The following is a 23,973-nucleotide window of genomic DNA, read 5'->3' on the forward strand; positions in this document are numbered from 1 at the left end:
AGCTCTATTTGCTGGCGGCTGTTTTTGGTGCATGGTAAAACCGTTTGACCAACAACCAGGAATTTTATCTGTAACTTCAGGTTACACAGGAGGTCATGTGCCGAATCCGACATATGAACAGGTTGTAACTGGGATAACAGGGCACACAGAGGCTGTAGAGGTGATATTCGATGCCTCCATTATCTCGTATAAAGAATTAGTTGAAATTTATTGGCAACAAACGGATCCTACTGATGAATTCGGTCAGATAATAGAGCCTTGAATCGTTGATATAATAGGTTTTTTTGTTAATTGAATACCACAGTGAATACCATATTTACAAATTCATATATTTTAAAAACTTATCAGCAGTCTCTTTCTCCGCTTCTTTGGTTACATGGGTATATATTTCCATAGTAGTTTTTATGTTGCTATGTCCTAGACGTTCTTGCACTTGCTTGATACTAGCTCCAGCTTCAAATAATAAAGACGCGTGAGTATGTCTAAAACCGTGTGGCGTGATATTATATGATGAATAATTATGAAGCACTTGGTTTAAAAAAGAATTATATACTTGTCTATTTTGATAATCAGAAAAAATAAGTTGTTCTGCCTCTTTTTTAGCTCTAATACCTCTTGACAACATTTCCTTTTTTTGAGTAAGTTTCCATTTTTTTAATAGAGCAATTGTACTGCTATCTAAGGAAATTTCTCTTGTTGATCCTAACGTTTTTGGAGTCGTTGTTATTTGTTCCCCAGATAAATAATAAGCTGTCTTAGTTATTGATAGAGTATTTTTTTCAAAGTCTATATCAGTCCAGTTTAATGCAGCTAATTCCCCTTTTCTTAATCCTGTATATGCTAGAGTATGAAACATTACATATACCATTTCAGATTCTTTAGATTTAATATCATTTAAAAAAGACTTTAACTCTTCCCTGTCTAAAAATACAGCTTCTTTTTTTGGAACATTGGTTTGTTTTCTAGGGACAATTATATTATCCATTGGATTGTATTGGATGAGATTAATAGATACAGCATACCTAAATACTTTACTAGTATAACTTCTTAGTCTTGATGGAGCATTATCTGCAAGCCATTCATTAGAGACTCTCTGACACGTTGCTGTAGTTATTTTATTTATTCGCTTATTCTCGAATTTGGGTAAGATTTCATTGTCAAATAGAAATTTCAAACGTATGGCAGTTGTTTCTTTAACATTTAATTTATAGTTTTCAAACCACAACTCATATACATCTTTAAATGTCTGATAATGTTGTTTGACAAAACTTCCAGACTCTACTTCAATTTGAAGTTGTGCAAGAGCTAACCCTGCTTCTTTTTGAGTCCTAAAGCCTCGTCTAGTCGTTCTCTTACTTTTGCCTGTCAATGGGTCAACACCTAAATATGCGTTAAACATGTAAGCCGTTGAGCCGTCTTTTTTTTTGTATTTTTTTATGACTGCCATTTGAATCAATCCCTTTCTTTTGATACAATAAGCATAGCTAAATAAGCTTATTGTTTATTTATGTTTGGCACGCTCTGCTCACCAAAGTAGGGGCGTGTTTTTTTATTAATAGTAAGATAATTTATCTTTGTAGAAGTATAATTTTCTTTCGCCGGTACTGGATTTACCATCACTATTTTTATATGAGTACTTATATATGAGAGCTTTAACACTTTCATTTTTATTTAATAATACTTTTATATTCGCTATTTCTAAAGCTGAGTTATATATTGTTTGATATTCGTCTGGATACTCATTTTCATCAGTAAAAGCTAATACGGTTGAACTTGTTTCTATTTCTTTATCTACTAATTTTGTTACTTCTGTTTGCTTGTTAATTGTTTCGCTCGGATTTCCTAATAGTTCAATAACCTCATTAGCAGACATTCCTTTTCCAAGGTCATTAAACGAGTCACTTGTTAATTTTGGACCACATCCTACTAGAACAACGCTTGAAAAGATTATGGCTAACCCTAAAATAAATTTTCTCATTTTTTTATCTCCATTCTGATATAATGTATTTTGACTATCTCTATATTATGTAGAGGGCGCCCTAGAATGCTACCAACATTCTGGGGCATTTTGTATTACATAACCACTCTTCCGATTATTTTTACGCGTTCATTGTTCTTTATTTCAATATCTTCGTATTCTGGATTGAGTGAGACAAGAGTCATTCCATCAAAAGAAGTGTATATTTTTTTTACAAATGCTTCATCGTCAATGAGAATAACCCCGATGGCTCCATTTAATATTTCAGTTGTTTCCTCTACAAAAATAGTTTCATGGTCTTTAAACAATGGTTTCATAGAATCGCCATTCACAGTCAATGCAAAATCCGCTCGATCAGGTATTTCATCCTCTGTCAATTCAATGGTTTCTTTCATTTCCCCATCTAAATATTCACCTGTACCAGCAGAAACAAATCCACGCCAATCGAAATCATATTTTTTTGGAAATGGAATGACATTATCAATAGATTCGTCTTGTTTATGTAGTTGTTGTGCCTGCAACTGCTCTTGTGCATACGTTAAAACGTTCTGTTGGCGAGTTTCTTCAAGTTTTGCTGTCGTTTCATTTATTAGAGTTAGTACAGTGGATGGTTGATATTCCTCAACCAAATCAGCTTTTGTTACAGAAAAATAATTTGCCAAGAGTTCTATTTTATCAATTCTTGGATAGGTTTTTGCTTTTAACCAATCAGTAAGAGTAGTGTAACTAATTTCTAAATCGGTTGATAATTTCCTCCTGTCAATACCCCATTTGTTCATGTAACGTTGAATATTATTTGCCATCACTTCCTTATTACCTAAAGCGCTCATACTATTTCTCCTTTACAACGTATTGTATATAGAATATAATACGGTTAAACCGTAAAAAAGTCAATGATAATTAGATTTTTTTAAGTGTGCGATAGAATAAAACAAATCAGATATTTAAAAAATTAAAGATTCCTACTTGACATTACGGTTAAACCGTAATAATATGAGTTTGTACTAAACAAGGAGGTGAAATAAATGAAAGTTACATTAAGAGGACTAAGAGCAATGAGAAATTGGACACAAAAAGAAGCCGCTAAAGAAGTTGGGGTATCAGTTGATACATGGGCTAATTACGAAAAAGGGAAAACATATCCTGATGTTCCTATTATCAAAAAAATAGAAGCGGTATTCGATGTTGGATATAACGACATCATTTTTTCACCAATTAATTACGGTTTAACCGTAAAAACAAAACAACCATCATAATAAGAGGTGTTGAAATGGACGGATTAATCAAAGTAACAACGAACGAAAAAGACGAACAGCTTGTCAGCGCAAGAGATCTTCATGGAGGATTAGAAGTCAAGACTCGTTTTAGTCAATGGGTTATTCAAAATTTTAAATCATTCAAAGAAGGCTTGGATTTTACAAGTGTAGTTTCAACTACGGTTGTAAATAATGGAGCATTACGAGAACTGCAAGACTATGCTTTATCAGTTGAGATGGCGAAACATATCGCAATGATGACGGGAACACCTAAAGGGTTTGAAGTCAGAGATTATTTTATTTCTGTAGAAAAAGCTTGGAATAACCCAGATATGGTGGTTAAGCGAGCATTAGAATATCAACAAAAGAAAATCGAATCTCTGCAATTAGAGAATATAGAGTTAAAACCTAAAGCACTATTTGCAGACGCTGTGGATTCTAGCAAGTCTAGCATCTTAGTAGGGGATTTAGCCAAATTAATTTCTCAAAACGGTATCAACATAGGTCAAAACAGATTGTTTGAATGGTTGAGAGTTAACGGATACTTAATTAGTCGAAGAGGAGAAAGCTACAATATGCCAACTCAACGCTCAATGAATATGAAGTTAATTGAGATTAAGGAGCGCACGCATAACAATCCAGATGGAAGTATCAGAATCAGCAGGACACCCAAAATAACTGGCAAAGGACAAATTTATTTTGTGAATAAATTTTTATAACAGCAGACAGCCTAAAAAGGAGGCTCTATCAGATGAATAACACATCACTAGAACTAGCCAATGTGATCGAAAAAATGGTTAAAGAACAAGTATCAGAGCACATGAAGATACTTGAAGACACATATTTTGCTAAATCCAAACAGACGATTTTTACAACAAGCGAATTATGTGATCGTTGGGGATGTTCAAAAGTTACAGTTGCTACTATTTTAAAACATGGAAATGTGAAGCCTATCAGTAAACGAGGTAAAGAACATGAATATAATATTGAACAAGCTGAGCAAGCTAAACGTAGCTATGACAAGAATGTATTACATCAACACGAGTTATCAGTAAAAGTTAGAGCAATGTGAAAGAGCGCATTAAACAGGTTGAATTCGGGGGTATCGCATAAGGGAGGGAGAATAATGTTGGATGTATTTATATATATTGTTTTATCTTTAGTCTGCTATGCAATGTTATTTACAGCATGTTTTGTTGCATGGAAGTACAAGAATAAATATGGACTCATCTTCAATATATTATTGATTATTTTATATACATTCTACTTAATAGTATATTTTTGAAAATCTATGATTTCTTTAATTAATAATAGATGAAAGGTATAAAGATATAGAAATATAGCAAAGAAAGGAAGAAAAAAGATGAAAAAAAAGCTCCCTGCAGTTTCTGAAGAAGAAATGAAAGACGCTTTTGATTGGATAGTAAAAACATTTATAGAAAATGGGAACATAACACCATCATCAATAAAGATTGTGGCAGAAGGGAAAACTAGAGACGGCTTTTCGGACCTACTTGTTTCGAAACTTGTATTTTCTGCTCCAAATCATCACGAGATGTTCTTACAAGGAGAGAAGAAAGATGGGCGAGAAGAAACGAACAACGTTCCGACCAAGCTACGATCTTAATGTCAAGTTGAAAAGGATAGTGAGTTAAGAATGCTTCTAGCTATGCTGATATTTACATTTATTTTTCACACTACTTTATTTAAGTTTATGATTTTTATCACGAATAAATTTATCGGGTATTACAAAGGAGGGAAGTAAATGAAAATTACAATCGAATCAACACCGACAGAAATAGCAGAATTGCTCCAAGCTATTGCGAGTAGCTCAGAGCAACAAGTACAAATTAAATCAAAATATTAAATTACACCGGAGGAAACTAGCGTGAGCAAGAAAGAAAAATTAACCATAGTAATTCTATCTTTACTGACTACATTAATATTTCAAATAGTATACTACTTACTGTTTGAGTAGAAGTTCAACAATCTTTATTAGAATGTTTGCGCCTAAGGTAACAGCTAGCGGAACATAGATACTCCATTTTACTTTATCTTTTCTATCACTCTCCAAGAATTCTAAAGTATTTTTAGCTTTAGTTGTTGCGGCATAGTAACAGGGTTCATTTCCGTGGCGTTCTAACTTCTCTAGTAGTTTCAATTCTAGCAGGTGGGTTAAAACACTATCAATTTCAATTATTTCTATTTTAGAAGCTAAAGCTTCTCTAGTTGTATACATTGATGTGACATCAAGCTTCCCACTGATAGAAGTTAAATAGTGTAGAAGAGATAGCTCGTCTTTTGACAATCTATTAGACAAATTTTCACCACCTTATTAATTATTTCAGCGACCACTGCTGATAAGGAAATTATACCAAACGAAAGGATGAATAGCATGACCGATTCAATATTAGAAGCACACAAAACAATGGCTGCCGAATGGCATAAAGAAAATGATAAACCTGAACCAGTCAGAAAAGCGTTGAAATACATCAAACAACAGAAAGAAAGGTTGGGAATCAAATGAAGTATGTAACGTTTAGTAAATTCCTAGAAAAAAACATTTTTCTCGCAATGACCTATTTTTTAGTTGGTGTTGCAGCATCTAATTTTTTAAACGCACAGACACTAATTTTTGTAATGGGTATTTATGTAACAGTATCAGCAATATATCTTAATAGTCTGCGATACAGAGTGAAAAAAGACAACAAAAAAGCGACCACGCCGCCAAGCATACAGTCGCAAAAATAATATTCTCTTACTAATATTATAGCACAAAATGACAAAAATAGAAAAACTCTTGTAACAGTTGGGAGAGTAGGGCTATTAGTGTTAAGTGCTACTTGCGATTATATTACGTATTCGCAAAGAGGAGGAGAAGAAACTTGTTGGATTTAGCAGCGTACAAATTACATCTTGTCGAAAATGAAATACGTCCAAACACAATTAAAAATTATATGAACACGTTGAGTCAAGTCGAAAATTATCTACTGGGAAATAAGTTGGAATTGAGCAAAGAGAGTATGATTTCCTTCAAAGAATTTATGCGAACGACCGAGTACAGTAAAGGAAAATTTTATAAAACGAAGACGATTAATCAAAAAATCATTTCTATAAACATTTACTTTAATTGGTTAGATCGAAAAGATTTGACTCTAAAACTGATAAAGAATCAGACAAACGAGCACCGTGAGTCTATTAATCGCTCAGAGTTCCGTCAGCTGCTTAAAGCGGCAAGTGAGGAGATGTATCTGTTTATGCTCACAATAGCTAACACGGGTCTCAGGATCACTGAATTATGCCAATTGAAAGCGAGTGACTTGGATAATAGTCTTCAAAATGTCGAAAACAAGGGGAAAATTCGGGCGATCTCGATTCCAGTTTTTGTAAAAAAGAAGCTAAAAAAATTCTGTGCAGAAAATGGTATTCAAGAGACAATCTTTTTCAAAAATCAAGCAACGTATAGAACTAATTTAAAGGCGATTGCTGGGCGTGCGAAAGTACGGAAAGACAAAGTTTATCCTCACTCGTTTCGTCATTATTTTGCAAAGGAATTTATCGCTCAGGGCGGAGACTCTACAGAACTGCAGCAGATGTTAGGGCATGAGAACATTGCGACGACAACAATTTATACGAAGTTGAGTACAAACGAGTTAGGAGAACGATTCAGAACGATTAAAAATATTTAGGAGGTATTCGAATGGCAGAAAGAAAAATAGTCAAAGCCAATCGAGGTTTTAAAGGGGTTTGGATTCCTTCTGATTACTGGCTAGACTCTAATCTATCTACACAAGAAATTCTTTTCCTTACAGAAATCGAAAGTCTTGATACTGGGAAAGACAATTGTTATGCAAGTAATCAACATTTTTCTGACTTTTTTGGGTTAAGTAAAAGTAGAGTTTCAGAAGTTATCAAGTCTCTTCACAAGAAAAAATATATAAGTATCGATTATAAATATCGAGGAAAAGAAATAGAAAAAAGAACTATTAAGGTGGTCGGAAAACCGAAGGGGGGTATTCGGAATATCGAAGAGGGGTATTCGGAAAACGCGAAAGGGAGTAATACATCTTTTAGTAATACAAAAGATACTATGTCGAGCAAGCCCGACTTAATTCCCTATTCTCAGATTATAAATTATCTGAATGATAAAACAGGAAAGGCTTTTAAAGTAACTCAAAAATGGAAAGAGCTTATTAAAGCCCGTTGGAATGAAGGTCAACGTGTAGAAGACTTTGAAAAAGTTATTGATATAAAATCGCAACAATGGATAAACAATGCAGAAATGAGTAAATATCTGAGACCAGTTACCTTGTTTGGTAACAAATTTGACGAGTATCGTAATGAGTATCGTGAACCAAAAGCCACGCCGAAAGATGATTATCAAAAACAACAGGAGGCATTAAGAAAAGCTTATGAACAATAGTGAGATGGTTTTGGTAGCAGAGCTTCTAAAAAATCCAAGCTTAATTACTTCTGTAGATGTAGATTCAGAGTGGTTTGACTCTAAATATCTCAAAAATATTGTCGAAGCTATATCAAAACTAAAAGGTAGACGATATACGTTAGAAGATGTGCATAGGGAACTTAGAACCATTGATATATTTAGTGCTGGATCAGTAGATGATTTAGAAATGCTCGAATCTAATGCTAAACAGCTAGGTATTGAATATGAATTAGCAAGGCAAGTCCACAGTAATCATTTAGAACGACAAATTGCTAAGGCCTCGCAAGAATTCGCTGAGACACTTTCTAAAACATCGGGCGATAAGCTGCAGCGATTGTTAGAAGAAAAACAAGAAGTGAATCACATTAAGTCTGATGGACGCTTAGAAAATGCATTCAACGAATTTTGTGAAAACCTTGAAACACCAAGCGAAACTCTTAAATCTTATGCTCCAATTGACAATTTTTTAGGTGGTGGAATTACAGGAGGAAAGTTATTCATTTTAGCCGGGAGACCAGCCACTGGTAAAACGGCATTCGCGCTGAATATTATGGATGAATTGTTTTCTAAAAATGATAATGTGACCTGCGACTTTTTTACTTTTGAAATGGGGCAAAACGAACTTATGACACGTTTGGTGTCAAGAGATACGCGTATAAATTCTTTGCTATTCGTTAGTAAAGAGAAGCTCTCAGAGGAAAACAAAATCAAAGCTAGACAGTCTTATGAAAAGATTAAAAACACGAACGATTTTAGAGTATATACATCTGAATACACCAATTTAAATGATATAAAATCAGCAATCAAACGCAGAGCCAGAAAAAATCGCTATGTAGCTTTTGTTGACTATGCTGGACTGATTACTGTTAACGACAGCCGAAAAAATGAACGTCAAGTCATGAATGAGGTCACTAGAGAGCTTAAAAAGCTTACTACAGATTATGGGATAACAATAATCCTATTGGCCCAAGTAAGCCGTGGCGTGGAAAATAGACAAGACAAACGCCCTCTTTTATCAGATCTAAAAGAAAGCGGAAGTCTAGAACAAGATGCGAACGTTGTTATGCTTCTTTCTGCTGATGAGAATAATCCAGAAAAAATAAGATGTGAGATAGCCAAAAATCGTGAAGGCATGACAGGTGTTGCACCATTCATTTTTAAAAAACAGTTTATGGATTTTTCAATTGATTTTGATGAGTGGAGAGGTTGATGGATAGCAAAACTTACTTAGCTATATTTCGAGAGAATGGGCTGATTAGGTCAGAACTTGTTCTAATTGTTGAAGAACAGATAAAAATATTCTCTAAACATGGATTTACTGAATTAGCAGAAGAAACTAAATGGCTTGCGATTGAAGTTGCTGAAATAGAAAAACAGGAAAAAATACTACTAAAGAGATATGGGTGACAGTTTATGAATAAGCAATATCTATTTGACGAAATTGTTGCGCTTACAAAAAGCCATTCTTGGATGAGCGAAGAAGAAATAAAGAACAGAGTCGTTGAATTAGGAACTGAATTGTGGAGAATAACAAAATTTAAACCAGAACCAACAAAAGTTAAACCTTATAAAGGTCCGTGCGTAAAAATCACCTATCAAGACGGACGAGAACCGATCTTTGAGTCAGCAGTAATCGCAAGTGAAGAGGCTAGAGTGGCCCGAAAGACGATTCAAAAGTTTTTGGATTATGGTGAGTGCGATAAATATGGACGTAGTTATGATAGCTGTTCGGAGGAGGATTTTAATGGAAAAGATTACGATTGTTAGCAACGAAGGCGACACAATAGTAGACCCATTCATGGGGTCAGGTACAACAGCAATTGCTTGTCTAAACACTAATAGAAATTTTATTGGGTATGAAATCGATAAGGAATACTTTGAAACCGCAGAAAAAAGGATAGGTGAATGGTTTGGAAAATAAAACAATGCAATTAGATTCATTTGAGCAGGTGGATATATGATTCAAATTTTAGAATTTTTTGGCGGAATCGGAAGCCCGAGAATCGCTTTGAGAAATATGGGGATACCTACTAAGTCAATTGACTATGTAGAGATAGACCAAAAGGCAGTAGATAGTTATAACGCTATATTTATTGATGATTTAGCTTATAAGACTCAATCAGTAGTTGATTGGAATTTAAAACCCGATATTTTGATTCACGGAAGCCCTTGCCAAGACAATTCCATGATTGGAAAAAGGGCAGGCATGGAATTTATGAGCGGAACACGCTCAAGTCTAATGTGGGAAACCCTAGAAATTATTAAGCAGATGGGGTTGTGGAAGCCACGAGTTGTCATTTGGGAAAACGTTCCAGGAGTATTAAAGCTTAAGAAATCAAAAGGTGCCTTCGCAAAATATTTAAATGAAATGAAAAGTTTGGGATACACAAATAGTTTTAAGATATTGAATGCTATGGATTTTGGGCTACCACAAAACAGAAATCGAGTTTTCTGTATTTCAACTTTACAGAACGCACCGTTTAATTTTGATTCATTGCGAAAATACGAAATGCGAAGTATCCAAGAGTTCTTAGAAATGGACGTACACGAGAGCTATACGATTACAGCACCGTCAATGCTCAAGGTCATAGGCAAGCCACAGAAAGGCTTTGGCGGCTATCTGCCGATAATCGATGAGTATTGTTGGACCATAACCACAAAGCAAAACAGAAATCCTAACAGTGGTATTATACCGCTCGGAGATGGGCGATTTAGATTGCTTACTGAAAAAGAGTGTTGGCTCCTGCAAGGATATACTGACAGCGACTTTATGAGCGCCGCTACAGTTAACGGTAAGACCGCGTTATATCATCAGTCAGGCAACAGTATTCCAGTGACAATCTTTGAGAGCATTTTCGAAAGGATTTTGTAAAAAGTAGATACCATTTTAACCAAACCAAAAAAAGCACACGAAACCCACGTAACACAAGCGATACAGCGATTTAAAGTCATTTGTGATTATGTAGGGTATTCGCATAAATACAGGAGGTAGATTTTCTTCATGAGCGTAGAGGAACTAATAGAATTACTACAAGAATTTCCTGATGATGCCGAGGTAACCATAACTGTTGGAGGAGAAGTATGTGACTATCCCGAAGTAATGTATAACGAAAAGTACAATATTGTTGATATAGGCACTACTTAAAAAGGAGGAAAACGATGAAAGGCAAAAAATACAGAACAAGGTATAAAACGATTGTCCCAAAAAATCTTGTTGGGATATGCATAGACGAGGTTAACACGTATGTTCGTGCGCTAAAAATCAAATTTGATAATGGTGAGTGTTTTTGGTTTATGTTGAGAGACTTAGAAGCAATTGAGCATAAAGCAGCTATAGCGTTTGATAATACTGGATTGTCAGAACAAGAAATTAGATTAATGATAGACAACGGTAAGATGCCGATGAGCCTGTGGCGTGAAATAATGGAGGGAAACGATGAATAAACACCAAATTTTAGAAGAAATTCAAGTGGAAATTTATGAAGCTGCAAACGATAGATCAGCAACGAAACCAGCTTCGCTTATGGAATCGTACTGGAACGGATTTTTAGTTGCAATGGATAAATGCAACAAATTAGTCGAGCAACTAGATGAGCCGAAGAAAGTTGTTGTGCCGAAAGAAGTAGCTGAATTTGTTGAGGACGGTAATTTTTACGAAAAAATTGCATTTCTGACGCAGCAAAAAATGAAGGGTATTATGTCTCCAATGCAAGAAGGTCCTGTTAAGAACTGGCTTAGGCATTCAAACTATGAAACTGTTTTAAGTTTGATTAACGGCTATGAAGTTAAGCAGGTAAATGCTTGGGTAGTAAAAGTAGGCAATATGTATTTTGTGAATTATGGGGACGATGGTTGCTCCCCAACATTCGTTTTAAACGACATTTTAGGACAGGAAAAAATGATTAATAAATTTAAGAGCGAAAACCGAGCGAGTCTAGCTGCTATGCATCTTGGTGGCACAGTTGAGCCGTGGGAGGACTGACATGAGAATAGCATTTCATTTACTTGACTTGTCAGATAAATCTTTTAAGAAGGTCTATTTCAAAAGATGGCATGGAAATATTCCCGAATTCTCAGATAAAAAACTTGCAAAAGAATACTGGAATGAACGGCAAGCACTTGATGACATGAGCCGGCTTAAAAAAGCTACGTCGAAAAAAGCTAGGACGTTGGCTATTAGATTGGAAGGGAAGAACGAGTGAATAAAAGACAAAAAAAGAAATTTATCAAGAAATGGTTAATTAAAGAAGGGCACAGTATTGATGGCTGTTTGTATTGCGTGGATTGCGGGAACAAATTAGATTTTAACAGTAAATGGCAGATGGCATATCAAGCGTGTGACTCTACCTGTTACGGAAAAGCTGTTGGTGTTTATTACGGATATTGAGGAGGACTGACATGAGAGAGATTAAGTTTCGAGCGTTGGATAAAACTGACAAAAAGATGATTTTTTGGAATAGATTATTAAATGGCCACAACTTACGCAATGTATTTATGCGACCTGAAATGTGCGGGCTGATTCTCATGCAATACACGGGCTTGAAAGACAAGAACGGTGTTGAGATTTATGAGGGGGATATTGCTTGGGACAGTTACGGAGAAGTTTATGGTCAAATAGTTTTTAACGAGGGGAAATTCACATACGATTGGGAAAATATTTCAGATGATTTATTTGAAGTGTGTGAAGATATTGAAGTAAGAGGCAACATATACTCAAATCCAGAACTGCTAAAGGAGAGTAGAGCAAGTGAGTGAATTAGAAAAGATAGGCAGAAATCTTATGGAGATAGCGTTGCAATATACACATCAAAATTTTGAAGGAATGTACCCAGACTGGGGTGCTGTCTGCAATATAGGTGAAGAACTGGTTAGAATGTCTAATCAACCGCAACTCAACGAGAATCAGCAGTTAGAACTTACTTATGATGAGATGTTAACTATTGTTGATTGGTTCAACGGCTATTGTTTTAGATATTATGGCGTAGACGCTGAAAAAGTCCAAAAAGAATTACCCAAAAATCATAAAAGTTTGATTAATCGTATCTTGCAAGTAAGCGGTGGAATAGATGGCCTTGATATGGAGGGTGAGACGGAATGAAAGCATATATCATAGGATTAGAAAGCAATCCCGACGTTGGCAATGGAATAGTATTTGCTAAAAATAGCAAGGCAGCCCGAAAAGAAGCGTTAAGGCTCGATTTGGCTGATACAAGAAAGAACTATATTGATGTTACTGTTAGACGCTACTCAGCTTTAGATGGTATGGAAAACTACTCTCATCGTGAATTATCTTTAGAACAATGGCGTTTAAGTTGGTGGTTTTTCCAAGAGGGTTGTCCATCACCACCGGAAGAGCACACAGACGATGATTTTTACAAGTGGTACGACAGGGTATATAAAAAATGAATGAGGTGGATTAATTGAAATTTAAAGCTAAACCAATCGAAGAAATATTAACAGAAGATTTAGAATATAGCGAATTTGATGTAGATGCAGAAGGGTACATTCACGGATGGTATGTAGATGGGTATATCGTAGGTGCCGTGTTGGAAGCGAATAGTGAGTACATTTCTTTAGAAAACTGGTGTCCGGTGGATATGGATACACTGAAAGAGGTGGAGAAAAATGAATAATAGACATCGTAGGATTAAGAAATTAAAAGGTAAAAAAGTCAAATACTTGTTTCTCAAAAAAGGAGCAAAGGGATATCACAAGCTAATGACGATTAAATCATTTGGGGAAATTATAGATATTCATAGTCAGACTAAAAAATGGTTTATTGGCAACTTAGCTCAACCGTACGGAATGTTAATGATAGATATTAAGTTTCGAAAAAAAGACTGCATACAACTTTCTCCGCAAGAAACCAAACGAGTCTTTTTAAAACATCCTTATCACGATGAAAATGACTATAAATACTGGTTTGGCGAAGATGCTGTTTAAAGGAGTGGATTAAATGTACACATACGAAGTTAATTATATCAATTACAAAGGAATTGCTAAAAAAGAGTACATCTTTGCTGACTGTCAAAAGGACGCGGAGGAAAAAGCTATGGTGATACAGGGGATTTACAGGCTTGTTAACGTGGAGGAGGTCAAGGAGTGAATTGGGAGAAGAGCATTCAAGAAAAATTAAGGATGAAAACTAGAAGCGAAGCGCTCGTAGTTATGCAAGAAGCTCTTGAAAAAGGATTTAATTACGTGGTACGAGACTGTGATAGTGAGTATCTTTCATTCTTTTCTTTAAAACCAAAAAAATACCGAGATTTAGAGTCTTGGGGATATGTTAACGAGGACGCACAAGGAGCGCTACCATCAACAGTAATTCTTAAAAACATCGATATCACTGAGATATCTTGGAGCAACAGGCGTCCAATCGAGTTAGCGGAGTATTTGAAATATCAGAAAGGTGATATTGAGGATGAGCTTTTTAAGGTAAGGGAGGAGTAAGATGTTTTGGTATTTTTTAAGTGGCTTAGTTATTGGTCTACTTTGCAAACTAACCATTACAAAACCAGCTGACATAAAAGTATATGAGCAAGGTTTTAAAGATGGAGCAGACACAGTTGCGGAAGCGATTAAGGGCATGATGGCGCCTAAAAATGATTCGGAGGGGTGACTAATTGAGAACATCAACATTCAATTATATTAAAGATATATTAGCAGACTATAACAAGACTGATGATTACATCAGACAACGTGAAGAAGAATTGAGATATCCGTATAAAGAGAACGACTTAAACAGTGGTATTAAGGGTTCTACTGGTAACAGTGAAGCAGCTGCAAACCTTTTAATCACAATTGAACAAGATAGACGCTTGGCGAGTCTTGAGAGAAACCAAAGAATTATAAGTGAAGCTATGGACGGAGCAAGCGAAGACACGATGACCATTATTGAAGAGCTTTATTTCAAAAAGCGTCCACGTTATACAATGCAAGGTCTGATAGATAATAAATTAATATATTGTAGCCGACGTAAAGCCTTCGATTTAAGAAATGATTTTTTTGAAGATATAGCTAGAGCGTTGAATTTAGAAATGTAGATTTGCACTATTTTTGCACAATCGAGGGTTAAAATCGTTATAAAATAGTATTGTCGAAAGTATTAGTTAACGAGCAATGAGCAAAGAATAACAGAAAAACATTGGCTGAGATTAACTGATTAAAGATAGTCTAGCTTACTTTCTTAACAACAAAAATCAAATGGATGATTTCTATATGTATAGCTAGTCTTAGTGGTATGTGTAAAAAATGCACATACCACAAAAAAATGAAAACAGGAGAGCGGTATTTTAAACTGTTCACACAAACAAAAATAAAAATCATCGATTCTTGTTTTCATGTTGGGATGTAACTCAAATGGTAGAGTATTGGGCTCGCTGTCCAATCGTATACAGGTTCGAATCCTGTCGTTCCAATAACAAACCGTGAAAGTCTGCGAAAGCTACGTCCTGATGGGTAAGTGAGTCTGACGAGACCGCGTTAAGGGTTGTTTAAGATCAATACTCCCACACCCTCAAGTGGCAGACGTGTTCTGACGTGGGAGTTCTAGATACATAGCCTACTTGCGGAAACGAGCTAGGCGAGCAACCTAGCTTTGTTATATATGACGCTGATGGCTAGGCATTGGAGTATTGTCGTTGTGGCCGTTGGTTTAACTGTACGTACCACGAGTAACTAGTAAAAACTCCACTCAAGATTAATGAGTGGAGTTTTTAGTTCAGATTCAGATAGCAAGTTTTTCTTTTAATGCTTCAGTCAAAGTTTGAGAAAAATTAATGTTCTCTTTTTCGGCTTCATCTGCAAGCCACTCGGGAACAGTTACATTTTTTCTGATTGTTTTAGAGTGATATTTTCTACGATAAGAAGCCATATCAATACCGATGAGGGCTACATCTTTTTCGGGAAATTGATTTCTCACATCTAAAACAGAGGAAGCTTTTGGATAGCTTGATACATCTTCTAATGCTAAGCCTAACACTTCAGAAGCCATTTCATAAGCTTGTTCGACCGAATCTCCTTGAGTCATAGCTTCCGGAATGTCGGGGAATTTGACTAGAATATATTTACCATCTGATTCGAATGTTGCAGGATACACTAACATAAAATTCACACCTTTCTTATTGAGTTGATAATATGCCGTTGAAACCGGCGGGCTATTTCAAGCCCGCTTGTTTCAATATTTCAGATTCAAGTCCTTTTCCTAAGTCTTTGTTGTGCATGGGAACAACTGTTGTTCTCTTAGTTTTAGGATTATACATTTTTTGATGACTACCATTTTTACTTTTTTTATTGAATCCATTTTCTTTTAACAGTTTCACCATCTCCTTTGGCGTCATTGGCATATTATCAACTCCTTCTATATTTATTATTATACACATAAAATGCGCATAAAGCAAGAACTTTTTTTACTATTAAACAAATATTTTTTGACAGAGAGTAGGCTATGAAATGGACAAAAAAGAATTAAGCATCATCGAGCAGATGAAAGAACTTAAAGAAATCCAAGACAACAAAAGCATGGATGAGATAGCTGAAATGTTTTGGAATATGATTACAATCTATGGTTTAAAGATGGATGAACTAGCTTCACTTAATTTTTATGTGATGAAACGAGCATTAGAGACGCCAGTTAACGCAGAATTTCTTAAACAACGAATGCGCTTGGATGTCAAAGCGTTAGGCGTTGATGGTGTACTACAAGTGCAGAGGGCGTTAGCTACGTCGTATATAGAGCAATTAAACAATGACACCAAACGTAAAGACTAGAGCAGATAGAGCTAGGTTTTATGGGTCAACAACATGGCGTAAGCTTAGACAACAGTGCTTAGAGCGTGACAACTATGAGTGTCAGTGGTGCAAGTACGAGGGCAAGCTAACGACTCAATACGATTCAGTGTTAGAGGTCGACCACATTAAAGAGCTAGAGAAGTATCCGAAATATGCATTAGATATAAACAATCTAAGAACGTTATGTAAAGACTGTCACAATAAGCGACATGACCGCATGAACTATCGTGGTGAACAAAAGAAAAGAAAGTGGGATGATGAGTGGTGGTAGAACGTAGTGATATTAAATACGATTTAAACAATGAAGTACCAAGACTTTGGATTAAGCTTGAAGAAGTTGGCGTGGTATCAATGACGAAACATTATGTTACTAACAGCGATATGCCAGGAACTAATGTAATTACTTTTATTTACATTACCAAAGATAGTCCAGCTCAGAGAGCATTGTCTATCGATATGATAACAGGTGTAGTGCATAACCAATGATTAATAAAAACATTCAAAGAATGAACAAAAAATAAACTGATTGTGGGGACTGATATACCCCCCGTCGAATAATTTTGGGTCAAAGTGGGGTCTCAGGGAACCGGTGGAAGGGGTCGACTAGAAAGAAAAACACACTTTTCACACGTGACCCCCCTCCCCCGTAAAATAGTTTATGAAAGTAGGTGAGCGAATGAGTACGCTAGAAGAGCGAGACAAGCTTGTAAAAAAAGAGAAAAATAGATTAAAAAAATTGTTCAAAGATATTCCAAGCAATAAATTAAAAGCAGTTGATGGGTTAATTATTCAAGCAGCTAGATTAAAAATTTTACTTGATGAGATGTGGATAGATATCTCTGAAAACGGTGATGTCGAAATGTTCTGTCAATCTGATAAACAAGACCCATATGAGCGAGAGCGTCCGATGGCAAAGCTTTTTAACTCACGTGACATGAGCTATCAAAGGATTATGAAACAATTAACAGATTTAATTCCTCTCGAAAAGGAAGGGGGAACGAATATAGATGATGGCAGTGATTTATTATGATTGAAGCAAAATATTTTGAAGAGTACAAACAGTTAGTGCTAAGTGGTGCTCATGTTGCTTGTCATAAACAAATGCTTCTCATCAAGTATCTAGAACAAAAAATTCTTAGTCGTGATGATCTGTACATTAATTACGATATGTTAGAAAAATATATTAGATTCGCAGAAAAAAACTTTTTCCCACTTGCTGTATATCAGAAGTTCATTGCAACTTTTATTTTTATGTACTGGAAGAAGAATGACCGGGTAGTGTTTCGTGAGTTCTTAATAACGATTGCCCGCGGTGCAGGTAAAAATGGATTCCTTTCTACCTTGGGAGCTTTTTTTATATCTCCCTTACATGGCATTAAAGGATACAATTCAACAATAACTGCTAATTCAGAAGAACAGGCGAAGATGTCGTTTGAAGAAGTTTATAATGTGATTCAAAGTAAAAAACTAACAAAACAATTTGATGCAAAAAAAACAGTCATTACTGGCAAAGCTATGAATGCAGTCTTTAAATTTAGAACGAATAATCCGAAAACAATGGACAGCGCACGAGATGCCTGTCTTTTTTTTGATGAAGTTCATGGGTTTATCAATAATGGTCCAGTTAAAGTTCAAAGGTCGGGCTTAGGAAAAGTAGAAAATGCTAGAACCTTTTATTTTGGAACAAATGGTTATGTTCGTGAAGGGTTCTATGATAAACAACTTGAACGGTCCATGAAGATCCTCACTGGTAAAACAGATAGAATTGGATATTTTCCATTTATATGTACATTAGATTCTATAGATGAAATGAATGATATGGCTATGTGGGCCAAAGCCAATCCAATGTTCAATGAAAAAACAAAATATGCAGAACAGATTTTCGAAGAAGTAAAAGAGGATTACCTTGATTTAGAAGAAGAACCAAGTGGCAGACAAGAATTTGTCATCAAACGTATGAATTTCACTGAAGGAAATGATGAGAGAGATGTAACCTCACAAGAAAAGCTTATGGCCACAAATAGAGCCCTTCCAGATTTGATGGGGCGTTCTTGTATTGCTGGATTTGACTATGCAAGCATTCGAGATTTTGTCAGTGTAGGTTTGCTATTCAAAGTGGATGAAAAATTCGTTTGGATCCAAAAGAGTTTTGCCAGGAAAAAGTTTCTTGATGTTTTTAAATTAAAAGCACCAATTGAAGATTGGGAACGACAAGGGCTAATAAAAGTAGTAGATGAGCCTTCAATTGAGCCGAAACATATTATTGATTGGTTAAATGAGCAAAGGCAGTTTTACTCTATCGATTTAGTTGTTGCAGATGGGTTTAGAATGGATTTACTAAAACCGTTACTAGAAAAAGAAGGATACGAGTACGAATTTTTAAGGAATCCTAGAGGCGTGCAAGCAAAGGTTGCACCAATTATAGAAGACGGGTTTGCAAATGAACGATTCATTTTTGGAGACAGTCCTATTATGCGTTGGTACACCCATAATACTTTTGTTAAAGAAGATAATGCTGGGAATAGAACTTTTCTAAAAAAAGAACCTGTTAGAAGAAAAACAGATGGATTTCATGCTTTCTTAGCGGCTTTATATAAACGCGAAGAGATTTCTGACGTGAACTATGATGAAGCGTTTGATTTGTTAGATGAATTAGATTTTTAGAGAGGGTGATAAATATGTATAAACCACATTACTTAAATGTAGAGAGGACAACAAATTCAGCCTATGGTGGAAATAAAGCATATTGGTATAAAACGATAGTCGGAAGCACTGGGCGAAAACGAAAAGAATACGGTGAACTTGAGAACAAATCGGGTAGACGATCTTTAGCAAAAACGAAGTAATTTGGTAATTCATTTGAAAGGTGGTGAATATATGTGGGTTTATTTGATGTATTTAAACAGTCAATAAAAGAAGAAGTTCCATCTGATTGGATTCCAGATTTTGTGTTTGGAGATGAAGACTCAGCGCGTTCATACTTAAAAATTATGGCGAAAAATACGGTTCTTGATTTTGTTGCTCGAACAATGTCTACACTGGAAATAAAATTTAAGAATAAAGAAAACTCTGGTGATTGGGACTATATATTGAATGTACGTCCCAATAAAGATATGTCTGCGGCGACGTTCTGGGAAAAGTTCTATTACCGTTTACTGGATGAAAATGAAGTGCTAGTGATTATTAAAGGAGATCAACTATTGATAGCTGATAATTTTTCTCGTACTGAAGATCATATAAGGAATGATATTTTTACAGGAGTGACCGTTAAAAATCATGTGTTTCCAGAAAATTTTTACATGGGCGACGTTTTATACATTGAGTATAACAATGCCAAATTGGATAGTTTTACAAAAGGACTATTCGAAGATTATTCTGAGCTATTTGGTCGAATCCTTGAAATTGCCATGCGCAATAATCAAATTCGAGGGTCAGTAACTATTGATTCTACTGGTACAGCAAATGATGAAAAAGGTAAAGATGGAAAAACTCGAGCTGAACGTTTGCAAGACTATGTTGATAAAATCTATACATCATTTAAGACTAAGTCTGTTGCAATCGTTGCTAAAGTTAAAGCGGTAGAATATGAAGAGTACACAAATAAACAAGGCGTATCGAATCAATCCTTAGACGAATTAAATAAAATGAAATCATCACTAATAGATGATATAGCTAACGCCATAGGAGTTCCTACGGCGCTTATTTATGGTGATAAGGCTGAACTTGATTCAAATATCAAAGCGTTCAGAAAGCTTTGTACGGCTTCATTAGCAAAAAAATTACAAGATGAATTGATGGCTAAAATTATCGGCAAACAAGGATATGGAAATGGTGAAAGAATAAAAGTAGAAAATGTGTTGCCGAAAGACTTGTTAGAATATGCTACTCAAATCGATAAAGTTACTTCTGGCGGGGCATTCTTAATCGACGAAGTTCGTGAGGCTGTCGAATATGACGAGTTGCCAAATGGAGAAGGCAAAGTGCGACTTCGTACGAAGAATTATGAAGAAACGCTGAAAGGGGGTGAGAAAGACAATGACGAAGATTAAAAACGTTCCATTTTTGTTTAAAAATGAAGCTAAAGATGGAAAGCACATTCTCACCTTAAGTGGAGCAGTGCGCAAAAAATACTGGTCTGACGATGATGCGATTGATGCCAAAACCATTCGGAATACTTTGGATTCTGTGACAGATGATATTGTCATCAGACTTAATTCTCCAGGTGGTGATGTATTCGAAGGAATTGAGATTTACAACTATCTCAAAGATCATTCCTCTAATATCACAGTGGAAGTAACAGGAACTGCTGCGAGTGCAGCAACATTTATTGTAGCTGGTGCAGATAAAGTCATCATGAATACAGGTACTTCCCTGATGATTCATGAAGCATCAACATGGACATGGGGTAATAAACACGATATACAGAAGACTTTAAATGCTTTAGAAACAATTGATGGTTCAATTCTGAGCATTTATGCGGAGAAAACTGGACAGTCAGAGGAACAACTAACTAACTGGATTAACGAGGAAAAATGGTTTACAGCTCAAGAAGCTGTTGATTATGGCTTTGCAGATGAAGTTAAGTCGAAAAAAGCAAATGATGATAACGAAGGAAGTATCGAAGACAGAGTTAATGCTCAAGTTACAAAAGCATTAGCTTCTTTTTTTGACTCTAAAAAGGAACCTCAACCAATAGAAACTAAAAGTAAATCATTAGTCGCAAGACTTAAAAAAGGAGAATAACACATGCTAACATTAACAAACAACACAGCTGACGCAAAAAAAACGTTTAATGCTGTTTCGAATCAAGAAAATGCTACCCCGGAACAAGTCAATGCCGCTTTAGAGAATTATGTAACAGCCATTGCAGAGGACGCAGGGAAACAAGTCAGAGCAGAGTATGAAGAACTGAAAAATGTTACGGATAACCGAGTGCTAGAAGCTCGAGGTATTCCTACTCTAACTGCAGAAGAAACTAAGTTTTATAATGAAGTTTCTAAAGCTGGTGGTTTTGATAAGGACCTTGTATGGCCAGAAACTATTTTCGAAAAAGTATTTGAAGACCTAGAAAAAGACCATCCATTATTAGGATTAGTCAATTTTTCATCGACCGTTGGAAAAGTTAAAGTTATTCGCTCGCGTCGAAACGGCGTTGCAGTCTTTGGACCTCTGCATAAAGATGTTGAAGGTCAATTAGATGCTGAGTTCGATTCAACAGAATACACGCAATTAGCATTAACAGCTTTTATGTTAATTTCAAATGACACGCTAGATTTAGGACCTCGTTGGATTAACCGCTATGTTCAACTATCATTGCGTGAGGCTGTTTCCGATATTTGGGAGGTTAAAATTGTAACTGGAACAGGCAACAATGAGCCAATCGGATTACTTAAAGATTTAGATGGAGCGGTAACTGGTGGTGTTTATCCGGACAAAGCTTCAGCTGGAACATTGACATTTAAAGACGCACCAACAATGGTGAAAGAATTTGCCAAAGTTCTGAAAAAAGCTTCAAAATATACGCATAAAATTGGAGATGAGGACGAAGGGGAAACAAAATATCGTAAAGTTTCTGGGAAAGTTTATTTGATTGTTAACCCTGTCAACTACTACGATATCGTTGCTCGTGTGACTACTCAAAATGCAAATGGAGTATTTGTATCTAACTTACCATTTATTCCTCAAGACCACATTATTGAATCTTTAGATGTACCCGAAAATAAACTGATTGCATTCGTTGACGGTGAATACGATGCAACACAATCACGTCCAAGCAAGGTCAACATTTATAAAGAAACTTTTGCTATGAAACGTGCCACATTGTATGCGATTGATATGTTAGGAAATGGCGAGCCTAAAAACAATGACGCCGCGCAAGTATATGACATTGATATCCCAGCAGACGAAGAAGCACCTGGTGGTTCGGGGGAGTAGCAACGCCTATCGCTCGTAAGGCGACAGTAGACTATGCAAGCCATACTGTTCCAGAACTGAAAGCATTGTTAGACGAGCGTGCGATTGATTATGCAGGCAATGCTAAAAAGCAAGAATTGATTGATTTACTGGAGGGGTGACGAATGAATGAAAAAGTATTCGTTGACGAATATAAACGGCGATTTAGTATTTTTCATTCCTCGCAAGATGATGATATTGGTGAACAACTAGACAGTGGTTTCGCCGATATTAAATCTATCATAGGAAATTTTGACCCTAATTCTTATGAAAAAGGGAAAGAATTAGTCTATGAACGCACACGTTATTTGAGGAACGAGGCACTAGAATACTTCTATAGCAACTTCCAAACAATGATAATGGACGCGTCAATAGATTTGGTAGGTGACTCAGTTGCCGATTAATTCAAAATACAAGCGACCTCAGATAGTAGCTGGTGATTTAAACACACCAGTTACTTTTTTTGAGTTTATAGCGAGTGATGGTCCTTATCCGGGCGAAGAAGAAAAGCAAGAACTGTATAAATGTACGTGTCTTGTGTATAACCCTTCATCGAAAGATAGAGATATTTTGAGCGGAAAAGGAACCAAAGAAGCAGTCACGATTAAAATTCGCGATCCGCACACTGATTATTTGCCTAACAATAAGCATAAAGTAGTTCTTGATGATTTTCGATACAAGAATAAGATTTGGGATGTTGTTGATCATGCACCAGACTTAGAAAATAATGACTTCCTCAAAATTATTTTAGGGGTGACATCATGAGTGTAACAATCAAAGGTGAAGCAGAGATACTAAAAAATATTGAAGCAAAGCTTGGTAAATCAAAAGCAACTCGCGTGATTAACAAAGCTCTAAGAACTGCTGGTGAAAAAAATAAAGAAATCGTGAAGGACGCAGTGTCTAGTTATATTGATAGCGGAAGAACACACGATTTAGTTATTACTAGTGGCGTTAAGAGTAATCCTAAACGAGTTGAGACGGGGTGGGCTTCGAAAGAACGTGCTCCGTTAGTTCATTTAAACGAATTTGGCTATACGCGATTTGGGAAATACGTTAGACCTCGAGGAATGGGGAAACTGCAAAGTGCTGTTGATAAAGTGCAAAATACGGCTATGAAAGAAATGAGAAGCGAATTGGAGGAGTTAGTACGATGAAGGATATGATGATGGAGATCTATAATGCTTTAAAGGCTAACTTAACAATCGCTGAAAAAGTCGGTAGTTCTCGTATTAAATTTTACGAGTTGGTCGAACCTTTCGATACGTCAAAACCGTTTATTATTATTGATGCACTTGTCCCACAACAGACTGCTTATTTCGCGAGTAACAAGGTTATGTCTAAGCAATTTAGCTATCAGATAAATGTCGAAAGCGAAAACGCAGTAGTAACGAAAGAACTTGCAAAAGCTGTAGAGGATACTATGCGAAATAACGGATTTGGTCAACTAAATGGAGGATTAGATACCTACTTTAAAGAAACGAAGCGGTACGTCGATGCACGACGTTATCGTAAAAATACAACCATTCATGACACGAACTATTAGTTTGTGT

The 23,973-nt window shown here is 35.9% G+C and carries 46 protein-coding genes, 1 tRNA gene and 1 pseudogene (1 of these 48 only partly in view); 42 read left to right on the forward strand and 6 right to left on the reverse strand.

The features are described 5' to 3' along the window. Nucleotides 1–247, forward strand: a pseudogene (gene msrA, locus IGI37_RS00275) (peptide-methionine (S)-S-oxide reductase MsrA); its annotated part reaches 44 nt to the left of the window's first position; the annotation flags it as partial. Between the two features lie 69 nt (nt 248–316). Here msrA and IGI37_RS00280 read toward each other — a convergent pair. The 3 genes from IGI37_RS00280 to IGI37_RS00290 all read right to left on the reverse strand — a co-directional run bounded on the left by IGI37_RS00280 (nt 317) and on the right by IGI37_RS00290 (nt 2,808). After that, nucleotides 317–1,447 carry a tyrosine-type recombinase/integrase gene (locus tag IGI37_RS00280; RefSeq protein ID WP_438759406.1) on the reverse strand — a complete coding sequence of 377 codons (1,131 nt, stop codon included), beginning with the start codon at nt 1,445–1,447 and terminating at the stop codon, nt 317–319. A gap of 105 nt (nt 1,448–1,552) precedes the next feature. Next, nucleotides 1,553–1,978, reverse strand: a complete 426-nt coding sequence (locus tag IGI37_RS00285) for a hypothetical protein (protein ID WP_438759407.1) — start codon at nt 1,976–1,978, stop codon at nt 1,553–1,555. 95 nt (nt 1,979–2,073) lie between these two features. Further along, on the reverse strand, nt 2,074–2,808 hold the full coding sequence (locus IGI37_RS00290) for a S24 family peptidase (protein WP_438759408.1): 735 nt from the start codon (nt 2,806–2,808) through the stop codon (nt 2,074–2,076). A gap of 195 nt (nt 2,809–3,003) precedes the next feature. Between IGI37_RS00290 and IGI37_RS00295 the strand changes: the two genes are divergently transcribed. The 4 genes from IGI37_RS00295 (at nt 3,004) to IGI37_RS00310 (ending at nt 4,861) form a co-directional block, all read left to right on the forward strand. Further along, nucleotides 3,004–3,234 (forward strand): helix-turn-helix transcriptional regulator, encoded by a 231-nt coding sequence (locus IGI37_RS00295; RefSeq protein ID WP_438759409.1) that lies wholly within the window; start codon nt 3,004–3,006, stop codon nt 3,232–3,234. A gap of 14 nt (nt 3,235–3,248) precedes the next feature. Then, on the forward strand, nt 3,249–3,953 hold the full coding sequence (locus tag IGI37_RS00300; RefSeq protein WP_438759410.1) for a phage antirepressor KilAC domain-containing protein: 705 nt from the start codon (nt 3,249–3,251) through the stop codon (nt 3,951–3,953). A 32-nt stretch (nt 3,954–3,985) separates the two neighbouring features. After that, complete coding sequence (locus IGI37_RS00305; protein ID WP_438759411.1) at nt 3,986–4,306, forward strand: MarR family transcriptional regulator; 321 nt, start codon at nt 3,986–3,988, stop codon at nt 4,304–4,306. A gap of 291 nt (nt 4,307–4,597) precedes the next feature. Continuing rightward, a complete protein-coding gene (locus tag IGI37_RS00310; RefSeq protein ID WP_438759412.1) occupies nt 4,598–4,861 on the forward strand; it encodes a hypothetical protein in 264 nt (87 codons plus the stop codon). A gap of 336 nt (nt 4,862–5,197) precedes the next feature. Here the strand turns inward: IGI37_RS00310 and IGI37_RS00315 are convergent, their stop codons facing one another. Further along, complete coding sequence (locus IGI37_RS00315) at nt 5,198–5,554, reverse strand: hypothetical protein (RefSeq protein WP_438759413.1); 357 nt, start codon at nt 5,552–5,554, stop codon at nt 5,198–5,200. A 75-nt stretch (nt 5,555–5,629) separates the two neighbouring features. On the opposite strand from IGI37_RS00315, the gene IGI37_RS00320 reads away from it, so the two are divergent. The 23 genes from IGI37_RS00320 to IGI37_RS00430 all read left to right on the forward strand — a co-directional run bounded on the left by IGI37_RS00320 (nt 5,630) and on the right by IGI37_RS00430 (nt 15,096). Next, nucleotides 5,630–5,761, forward strand: a complete 132-nt coding sequence (locus tag IGI37_RS00320; protein ID WP_438759414.1) for a hypothetical protein — start codon at nt 5,630–5,632, stop codon at nt 5,759–5,761. Between the two features lie 358 nt (nt 5,762–6,119). Then, nucleotides 6,120–6,923: a tyrosine-type recombinase/integrase gene (locus IGI37_RS00325; RefSeq protein ID WP_438759416.1), complete on the forward strand. Its 804-nt coding sequence runs from the start codon at nt 6,120–6,122 to the stop codon at nt 6,921–6,923. A gap of 11 nt (nt 6,924–6,934) precedes the next feature. Beyond that, entirely contained in the window at nt 6,935–7,657 is a 723-nt protein-coding gene (locus tag IGI37_RS00330; protein WP_438759417.1) for a conserved phage C-terminal domain-containing protein, read from the forward strand. Beyond that, nucleotides 7,647–8,888, forward strand: a complete 1,242-nt coding sequence (locus IGI37_RS00335; protein WP_438759419.1) for a DnaB-like helicase C-terminal domain-containing protein — start codon at nt 7,647–7,649, stop codon at nt 8,886–8,888. The genes IGI37_RS00330 and IGI37_RS00335 overlap by 11 nt, the downstream gene beginning before the upstream one ends. Further along, nucleotides 8,888–9,085 carry a hypothetical protein gene (locus tag IGI37_RS00340; protein WP_438759420.1) on the forward strand — a complete coding sequence of 66 codons (198 nt, stop codon included), beginning with the start codon at nt 8,888–8,890 and terminating at the stop codon, nt 9,083–9,085. The genes IGI37_RS00335 and IGI37_RS00340 overlap by 1 nt, the downstream gene beginning before the upstream one ends. A 6-nt stretch (nt 9,086–9,091) precedes the next feature. Beyond that, a complete protein-coding gene (locus tag IGI37_RS00345; protein WP_438759421.1) occupies nt 9,092–9,445 on the forward strand; it encodes a hypothetical protein in 354 nt (117 codons plus the stop codon). Beyond that, nucleotides 9,423–9,599: a DNA methyltransferase gene (locus IGI37_RS00350; RefSeq protein WP_438759422.1), complete on the forward strand. Its 177-nt coding sequence runs from the start codon at nt 9,423–9,425 to the stop codon at nt 9,597–9,599. The genes IGI37_RS00345 and IGI37_RS00350 overlap by 23 nt, the downstream gene beginning before the upstream one ends. A 36-nt stretch (nt 9,600–9,635) precedes the next feature. Beyond that, nucleotides 9,636–10,550 (forward strand): DNA cytosine methyltransferase, encoded by a 915-nt coding sequence (locus IGI37_RS00355; protein ID WP_438759423.1) that lies wholly within the window; start codon nt 9,636–9,638, stop codon nt 10,548–10,550. Between the two features lie 129 nt (nt 10,551–10,679). Next, a complete protein-coding gene (locus tag IGI37_RS00360; RefSeq protein WP_438759424.1) occupies nt 10,680–10,823 on the forward strand; it encodes a hypothetical protein in 144 nt (47 codons plus the stop codon). 14 nt (nt 10,824–10,837) lie between these two features. Further along, on the forward strand, nt 10,838–11,122 hold the full coding sequence (locus tag IGI37_RS00365; protein WP_438759425.1) for a hypothetical protein: 285 nt from the start codon (nt 10,838–10,840) through the stop codon (nt 11,120–11,122). Continuing rightward, on the forward strand, nt 11,115–11,660 hold the full coding sequence (locus tag IGI37_RS00370) for a DUF1642 domain-containing protein (protein WP_438759426.1): 546 nt from the start codon (nt 11,115–11,117) through the stop codon (nt 11,658–11,660). The genes IGI37_RS00365 and IGI37_RS00370 overlap by 8 nt, the downstream gene beginning before the upstream one ends. 1 nt (nt 11,661) lies before the next feature. After that, on the forward strand, nt 11,662–11,880 hold the full coding sequence (locus IGI37_RS00375) for a hypothetical protein (protein ID WP_438759427.1): 219 nt from the start codon (nt 11,662–11,664) through the stop codon (nt 11,878–11,880). After that, the gene (locus tag IGI37_RS00380; protein ID WP_438759428.1) at nt 11,877–12,065 is read left to right on the forward strand and encodes a hypothetical protein; all 189 of its coding nucleotides are present in this window, start codon (nt 11,877–11,879) and stop codon (nt 12,063–12,065) included. The genes IGI37_RS00375 and IGI37_RS00380 overlap by 4 nt, the downstream gene beginning before the upstream one ends. 11 nt (nt 12,066–12,076) lie before the next feature. Further along, nucleotides 12,077–12,433 carry a YopX family protein gene (locus tag IGI37_RS00385; protein WP_438759429.1) on the forward strand — a complete coding sequence of 119 codons (357 nt, stop codon included), beginning with the start codon at nt 12,077–12,079 and terminating at the stop codon, nt 12,431–12,433. Continuing rightward, the gene (locus IGI37_RS00390) at nt 12,426–12,776 is read left to right on the forward strand and encodes a hypothetical protein (protein ID WP_438759430.1); all 351 of its coding nucleotides are present in this window, start codon (nt 12,426–12,428) and stop codon (nt 12,774–12,776) included. Before IGI37_RS00385 ends, IGI37_RS00390 begins: the two co-directional genes overlap by 8 nt. Beyond that, complete coding sequence (locus IGI37_RS00395; protein WP_438759431.1) at nt 12,773–13,084, forward strand: hypothetical protein; 312 nt, start codon at nt 12,773–12,775, stop codon at nt 13,082–13,084. Before IGI37_RS00390 ends, IGI37_RS00395 begins: the two co-directional genes overlap by 4 nt. Nucleotides 13,085–13,098: 14 nt before the next feature. After that, nucleotides 13,099–13,311 carry a hypothetical protein gene (locus IGI37_RS00400; RefSeq protein WP_438759432.1) on the forward strand — a complete coding sequence of 71 codons (213 nt, stop codon included), beginning with the start codon at nt 13,099–13,101 and terminating at the stop codon, nt 13,309–13,311. Further along, nucleotides 13,304–13,621, forward strand: a complete 318-nt coding sequence (locus IGI37_RS00405) for a hypothetical protein (protein ID WP_438759433.1) — start codon at nt 13,304–13,306, stop codon at nt 13,619–13,621. The genes IGI37_RS00400 and IGI37_RS00405 overlap by 8 nt, the downstream gene beginning before the upstream one ends. A gap of 13 nt (nt 13,622–13,634) precedes the next feature. Continuing rightward, nucleotides 13,635–13,784: a hypothetical protein gene (locus tag IGI37_RS00410; RefSeq protein ID WP_438759434.1), complete on the forward strand. Its 150-nt coding sequence runs from the start codon at nt 13,635–13,637 to the stop codon at nt 13,782–13,784. A 32-nt stretch (nt 13,785–13,816) separates the two neighbouring features. Then, entirely contained in the window at nt 13,817–14,128 is a 312-nt protein-coding gene (locus IGI37_RS00415; RefSeq protein ID WP_438763554.1) for a DNA topoisomerase, read from the forward strand. A 1-nt stretch (nt 14,129) separates the two neighbouring features. Then, entirely contained in the window at nt 14,130–14,297 is a 168-nt protein-coding gene (locus IGI37_RS00420; RefSeq protein WP_438759435.1) for a hypothetical protein, read from the forward strand. Between the two features lie 4 nt (nt 14,298–14,301). Next, on the forward strand, nt 14,302–14,721 hold the full coding sequence (locus IGI37_RS00425; protein WP_438759436.1) for a transcriptional regulator: 420 nt from the start codon (nt 14,302–14,304) through the stop codon (nt 14,719–14,721). Nucleotides 14,722–15,022: 301 nt separating this feature from the next. Next, a tRNA-Ala gene (locus IGI37_RS00430) sits at nt 15,023–15,096 on the forward strand. 308 nt (nt 15,097–15,404) lie between these two features. On the opposite strand, the gene IGI37_RS00435 is transcribed toward IGI37_RS00430, so the two are convergent. Continuing rightward, nucleotides 15,405–15,782, reverse strand: coding sequence for a type II toxin-antitoxin system HicB family antitoxin (locus IGI37_RS00435; protein ID WP_438759437.1), 378 nt, complete (start codon nt 15,780–15,782; stop codon nt 15,405–15,407). Between the two features lie 52 nt (nt 15,783–15,834). After that, nucleotides 15,835–16,023, reverse strand: a complete 189-nt coding sequence (locus IGI37_RS00440; RefSeq protein WP_438759439.1) for a type II toxin-antitoxin system HicA family toxin — start codon at nt 16,021–16,023, stop codon at nt 15,835–15,837. 106 nt (nt 16,024–16,129) lie between these two features. Between IGI37_RS00440 and IGI37_RS00445 the strand changes: the two genes are divergently transcribed. From IGI37_RS00445 to IGI37_RS00510, 14 genes are all read left to right on the forward strand, one after another. Next, nucleotides 16,130–16,447: a hypothetical protein gene (locus IGI37_RS00445; RefSeq protein ID WP_438759441.1), complete on the forward strand. Its 318-nt coding sequence runs from the start codon at nt 16,130–16,132 to the stop codon at nt 16,445–16,447. Further along, the gene (locus IGI37_RS00450) at nt 16,425–16,739 is read left to right on the forward strand and encodes an HNH endonuclease (RefSeq protein WP_438759442.1); all 315 of its coding nucleotides are present in this window, start codon (nt 16,425–16,427) and stop codon (nt 16,737–16,739) included. The genes IGI37_RS00445 and IGI37_RS00450 overlap by 23 nt, the downstream gene beginning before the upstream one ends. Beyond that, the gene (locus IGI37_RS00455) at nt 16,733–16,954 is read left to right on the forward strand and encodes a hypothetical protein (protein WP_438759443.1); all 222 of its coding nucleotides are present in this window, start codon (nt 16,733–16,735) and stop codon (nt 16,952–16,954) included. The genes IGI37_RS00450 and IGI37_RS00455 overlap by 7 nt, the downstream gene beginning before the upstream one ends. Before the next feature lie 190 nt (nt 16,955–17,144). Further along, nucleotides 17,145–17,498: a hypothetical protein gene (locus tag IGI37_RS00460; protein WP_438759444.1), complete on the forward strand. Its 354-nt coding sequence runs from the start codon at nt 17,145–17,147 to the stop codon at nt 17,496–17,498. Beyond that, complete coding sequence (locus IGI37_RS00465) at nt 17,495–19,132, forward strand: terminase TerL endonuclease subunit (protein ID WP_438759445.1); 1,638 nt, start codon at nt 17,495–17,497, stop codon at nt 19,130–19,132. The genes IGI37_RS00460 and IGI37_RS00465 overlap by 4 nt, the downstream gene beginning before the upstream one ends. 14 nt (nt 19,133–19,146) lie before the next feature. Beyond that, on the forward strand, nt 19,147–19,314 hold the full coding sequence (locus IGI37_RS00470) for a hypothetical protein (RefSeq protein WP_438759446.1): 168 nt from the start codon (nt 19,147–19,149) through the stop codon (nt 19,312–19,314). A gap of 33 nt (nt 19,315–19,347) precedes the next feature. Next, a complete protein-coding gene (locus IGI37_RS00475) occupies nt 19,348–20,517 on the forward strand; it encodes a phage portal protein (protein ID WP_438759447.1) in 1,170 nt (389 codons plus the stop codon). Further along, a complete protein-coding gene (locus IGI37_RS00480) occupies nt 20,504–21,211 on the forward strand; it encodes a head maturation protease, ClpP-related (RefSeq protein WP_438759448.1) in 708 nt (235 codons plus the stop codon). The genes IGI37_RS00475 and IGI37_RS00480 overlap by 14 nt, the downstream gene beginning before the upstream one ends. A gap of 3 nt (nt 21,212–21,214) precedes the next feature. Beyond that, nucleotides 21,215–22,402, forward strand: a complete 1,188-nt coding sequence (locus IGI37_RS00485) for a phage major capsid protein (RefSeq protein ID WP_438759449.1) — start codon at nt 21,215–21,217, stop codon at nt 22,400–22,402. 56 nt (nt 22,403–22,458) lie between these two features. Continuing rightward, complete coding sequence (locus IGI37_RS00490) at nt 22,459–22,542, forward strand: hypothetical protein (RefSeq protein ID WP_438763555.1); 84 nt, start codon at nt 22,459–22,461, stop codon at nt 22,540–22,542. A gap of 3 nt (nt 22,543–22,545) precedes the next feature. After that, complete coding sequence (locus tag IGI37_RS00495) at nt 22,546–22,824, forward strand: phage gp6-like head-tail connector protein (RefSeq protein WP_438759450.1); 279 nt, start codon at nt 22,546–22,548, stop codon at nt 22,822–22,824. Continuing rightward, nucleotides 22,814–23,185, forward strand: a complete 372-nt coding sequence (locus IGI37_RS00500; RefSeq protein ID WP_438759451.1) for a phage head completion protein — start codon at nt 22,814–22,816, stop codon at nt 23,183–23,185. The genes IGI37_RS00495 and IGI37_RS00500 overlap by 11 nt, the downstream gene beginning before the upstream one ends. Further along, nucleotides 23,182–23,577: a hypothetical protein gene (locus tag IGI37_RS00505; protein WP_438759452.1), complete on the forward strand. Its 396-nt coding sequence runs from the start codon at nt 23,182–23,184 to the stop codon at nt 23,575–23,577. The genes IGI37_RS00500 and IGI37_RS00505 overlap by 4 nt, the downstream gene beginning before the upstream one ends. Then, nucleotides 23,574–23,966: a hypothetical protein gene (locus tag IGI37_RS00510; protein WP_438759453.1), complete on the forward strand. Its 393-nt coding sequence runs from the start codon at nt 23,574–23,576 to the stop codon at nt 23,964–23,966. Before IGI37_RS00505 ends, IGI37_RS00510 begins: the two co-directional genes overlap by 4 nt. Nucleotides 23,967–23,973: the final 7 nt, after the last annotated feature.

Origin of the sequence: Enterococcus sp. AZ194 (genome assembly GCF_051713825.1) — a bacterium.
Lineage (GTDB): Bacteria > Bacillota > Bacilli > Lactobacillales > Enterococcaceae > Enterococcus_K.

Coding starts and splice junctions, on each gene's coding strand:
- IGI37_RS00345 (WP_438759421.1), top strand. CDS start 9,092: ATGAATAAGCAATATCTATTTGACGAAATTGTTGCGCTTACAAAAAGC.
- IGI37_RS00460 (WP_438759444.1), top strand. CDS start 17,145: ATGAGTACGCTAGAAGAGCGAGACAAGCTTGTAAAAAAAGAGAAAAAT.
- IGI37_RS00370 (WP_438759426.1), top strand. CDS start 11,115: ATGAATAAACACCAAATTTTAGAAGAAATTCAAGTGGAAATTTATGAA.
- IGI37_RS00290 (WP_438759408.1), bottom strand. CDS start 2,808: ATGAGCGCTTTAGGTAATAAGGAAGTGATGGCAAATAATATTCAACGT.
- IGI37_RS00350 (WP_438759422.1), top strand. CDS start 9,423: ATGGAAAAGATTACGATTGTTAGCAACGAAGGCGACACAATAGTAGAC.
- IGI37_RS00440 (WP_438759439.1), bottom strand. CDS start 16,023: ATGCCAATGACGCCAAAGGAGATGGTGAAACTGTTAAAAGAAAATGGA.
- IGI37_RS00435 (WP_438759437.1), bottom strand. CDS start 15,782: ATGTTAGTGTATCCTGCAACATTCGAATCAGATGGTAAATATATTCTA.
- IGI37_RS00330 (WP_438759417.1), top strand. CDS start 6,935: ATGGCAGAAAGAAAAATAGTCAAAGCCAATCGAGGTTTTAAAGGGGTT.
- IGI37_RS00465 (WP_438759445.1), top strand. CDS start 17,495: ATGATTGAAGCAAAATATTTTGAAGAGTACAAACAGTTAGTGCTAAGT.
- IGI37_RS00280 (WP_438759406.1), bottom strand. CDS start 1,447: ATGGCAGTCATAAAAAAATACAAAAAAAAAGACGGCTCAACGGCTTAC.
- IGI37_RS00450 (WP_438759442.1), top strand. CDS start 16,425: ATGACACCAAACGTAAAGACTAGAGCAGATAGAGCTAGGTTTTATGGG.
- IGI37_RS00445 (WP_438759441.1), top strand. CDS start 16,130: ATGGACAAAAAAGAATTAAGCATCATCGAGCAGATGAAAGAACTTAAA.
- IGI37_RS00510 (WP_438759453.1), top strand. CDS start 23,574: ATGAAGGATATGATGATGGAGATCTATAATGCTTTAAAGGCTAACTTA.
- IGI37_RS00415 (WP_438763554.1), top strand. CDS start 13,817: ATGAAAACTAGAAGCGAAGCGCTCGTAGTTATGCAAGAAGCTCTTGAA.
- IGI37_RS00420 (WP_438759435.1), top strand. CDS start 14,130: ATGTTTTGGTATTTTTTAAGTGGCTTAGTTATTGGTCTACTTTGCAAA.
- IGI37_RS00480 (WP_438759448.1), top strand. CDS start 20,504: ATGACGAAGATTAAAAACGTTCCATTTTTGTTTAAAAATGAAGCTAAA.
- IGI37_RS00385 (WP_438759429.1), top strand. CDS start 12,077: ATGAGAGAGATTAAGTTTCGAGCGTTGGATAAAACTGACAAAAAGATG.
- IGI37_RS00395 (WP_438759431.1), top strand. CDS start 12,773: ATGAAAGCATATATCATAGGATTAGAAAGCAATCCCGACGTTGGCAAT.
- IGI37_RS00320 (WP_438759414.1), top strand. CDS start 5,630: ATGACCGATTCAATATTAGAAGCACACAAAACAATGGCTGCCGAATGG.
- IGI37_RS00505 (WP_438759452.1), top strand. CDS start 23,182: ATGAGTGTAACAATCAAAGGTGAAGCAGAGATACTAAAAAATATTGAA.
- IGI37_RS00305 (WP_438759411.1), top strand. CDS start 3,986: ATGAATAACACATCACTAGAACTAGCCAATGTGATCGAAAAAATGGTT.
- IGI37_RS00295 (WP_438759409.1), top strand. CDS start 3,004: ATGAAAGTTACATTAAGAGGACTAAGAGCAATGAGAAATTGGACACAA.
- IGI37_RS00310 (WP_438759412.1), top strand. CDS start 4,598: ATGAAAAAAAAGCTCCCTGCAGTTTCTGAAGAAGAAATGAAAGACGCT.
- IGI37_RS00410 (WP_438759434.1), top strand. CDS start 13,635: ATGTACACATACGAAGTTAATTATATCAATTACAAAGGAATTGCTAAA.
- IGI37_RS00375 (WP_438759427.1), top strand. CDS start 11,662: ATGAGAATAGCATTTCATTTACTTGACTTGTCAGATAAATCTTTTAAG.
- IGI37_RS00365 (WP_438759425.1), top strand. CDS start 10,838: ATGAAAGGCAAAAAATACAGAACAAGGTATAAAACGATTGTCCCAAAA.
- IGI37_RS00405 (WP_438759433.1), top strand. CDS start 13,304: ATGAATAATAGACATCGTAGGATTAAGAAATTAAAAGGTAAAAAAGTC.
- IGI37_RS00470 (WP_438759446.1), top strand. CDS start 19,147: ATGTATAAACCACATTACTTAAATGTAGAGAGGACAACAAATTCAGCC.
- IGI37_RS00360 (WP_438759424.1), top strand. CDS start 10,680: ATGAGCGTAGAGGAACTAATAGAATTACTACAAGAATTTCCTGATGAT.
- IGI37_RS00335 (WP_438759419.1), top strand. CDS start 7,647: ATGAACAATAGTGAGATGGTTTTGGTAGCAGAGCTTCTAAAAAATCCA.
- IGI37_RS00485 (WP_438759449.1), top strand. CDS start 21,215: ATGCTAACATTAACAAACAACACAGCTGACGCAAAAAAAACGTTTAAT.
- IGI37_RS00285 (WP_438759407.1), bottom strand. CDS start 1,978: ATGAGAAAATTTATTTTAGGGTTAGCCATAATCTTTTCAAGCGTTGTT.
- IGI37_RS00340 (WP_438759420.1), top strand. CDS start 8,888: ATGGATAGCAAAACTTACTTAGCTATATTTCGAGAGAATGGGCTGATT.
- IGI37_RS00300 (WP_438759410.1), top strand. CDS start 3,249: ATGGACGGATTAATCAAAGTAACAACGAACGAAAAAGACGAACAGCTT.
- IGI37_RS00355 (WP_438759423.1), top strand. CDS start 9,636: ATGATTCAAATTTTAGAATTTTTTGGCGGAATCGGAAGCCCGAGAATC.
- IGI37_RS00495 (WP_438759450.1), top strand. CDS start 22,546: ATGAATGAAAAAGTATTCGTTGACGAATATAAACGGCGATTTAGTATT.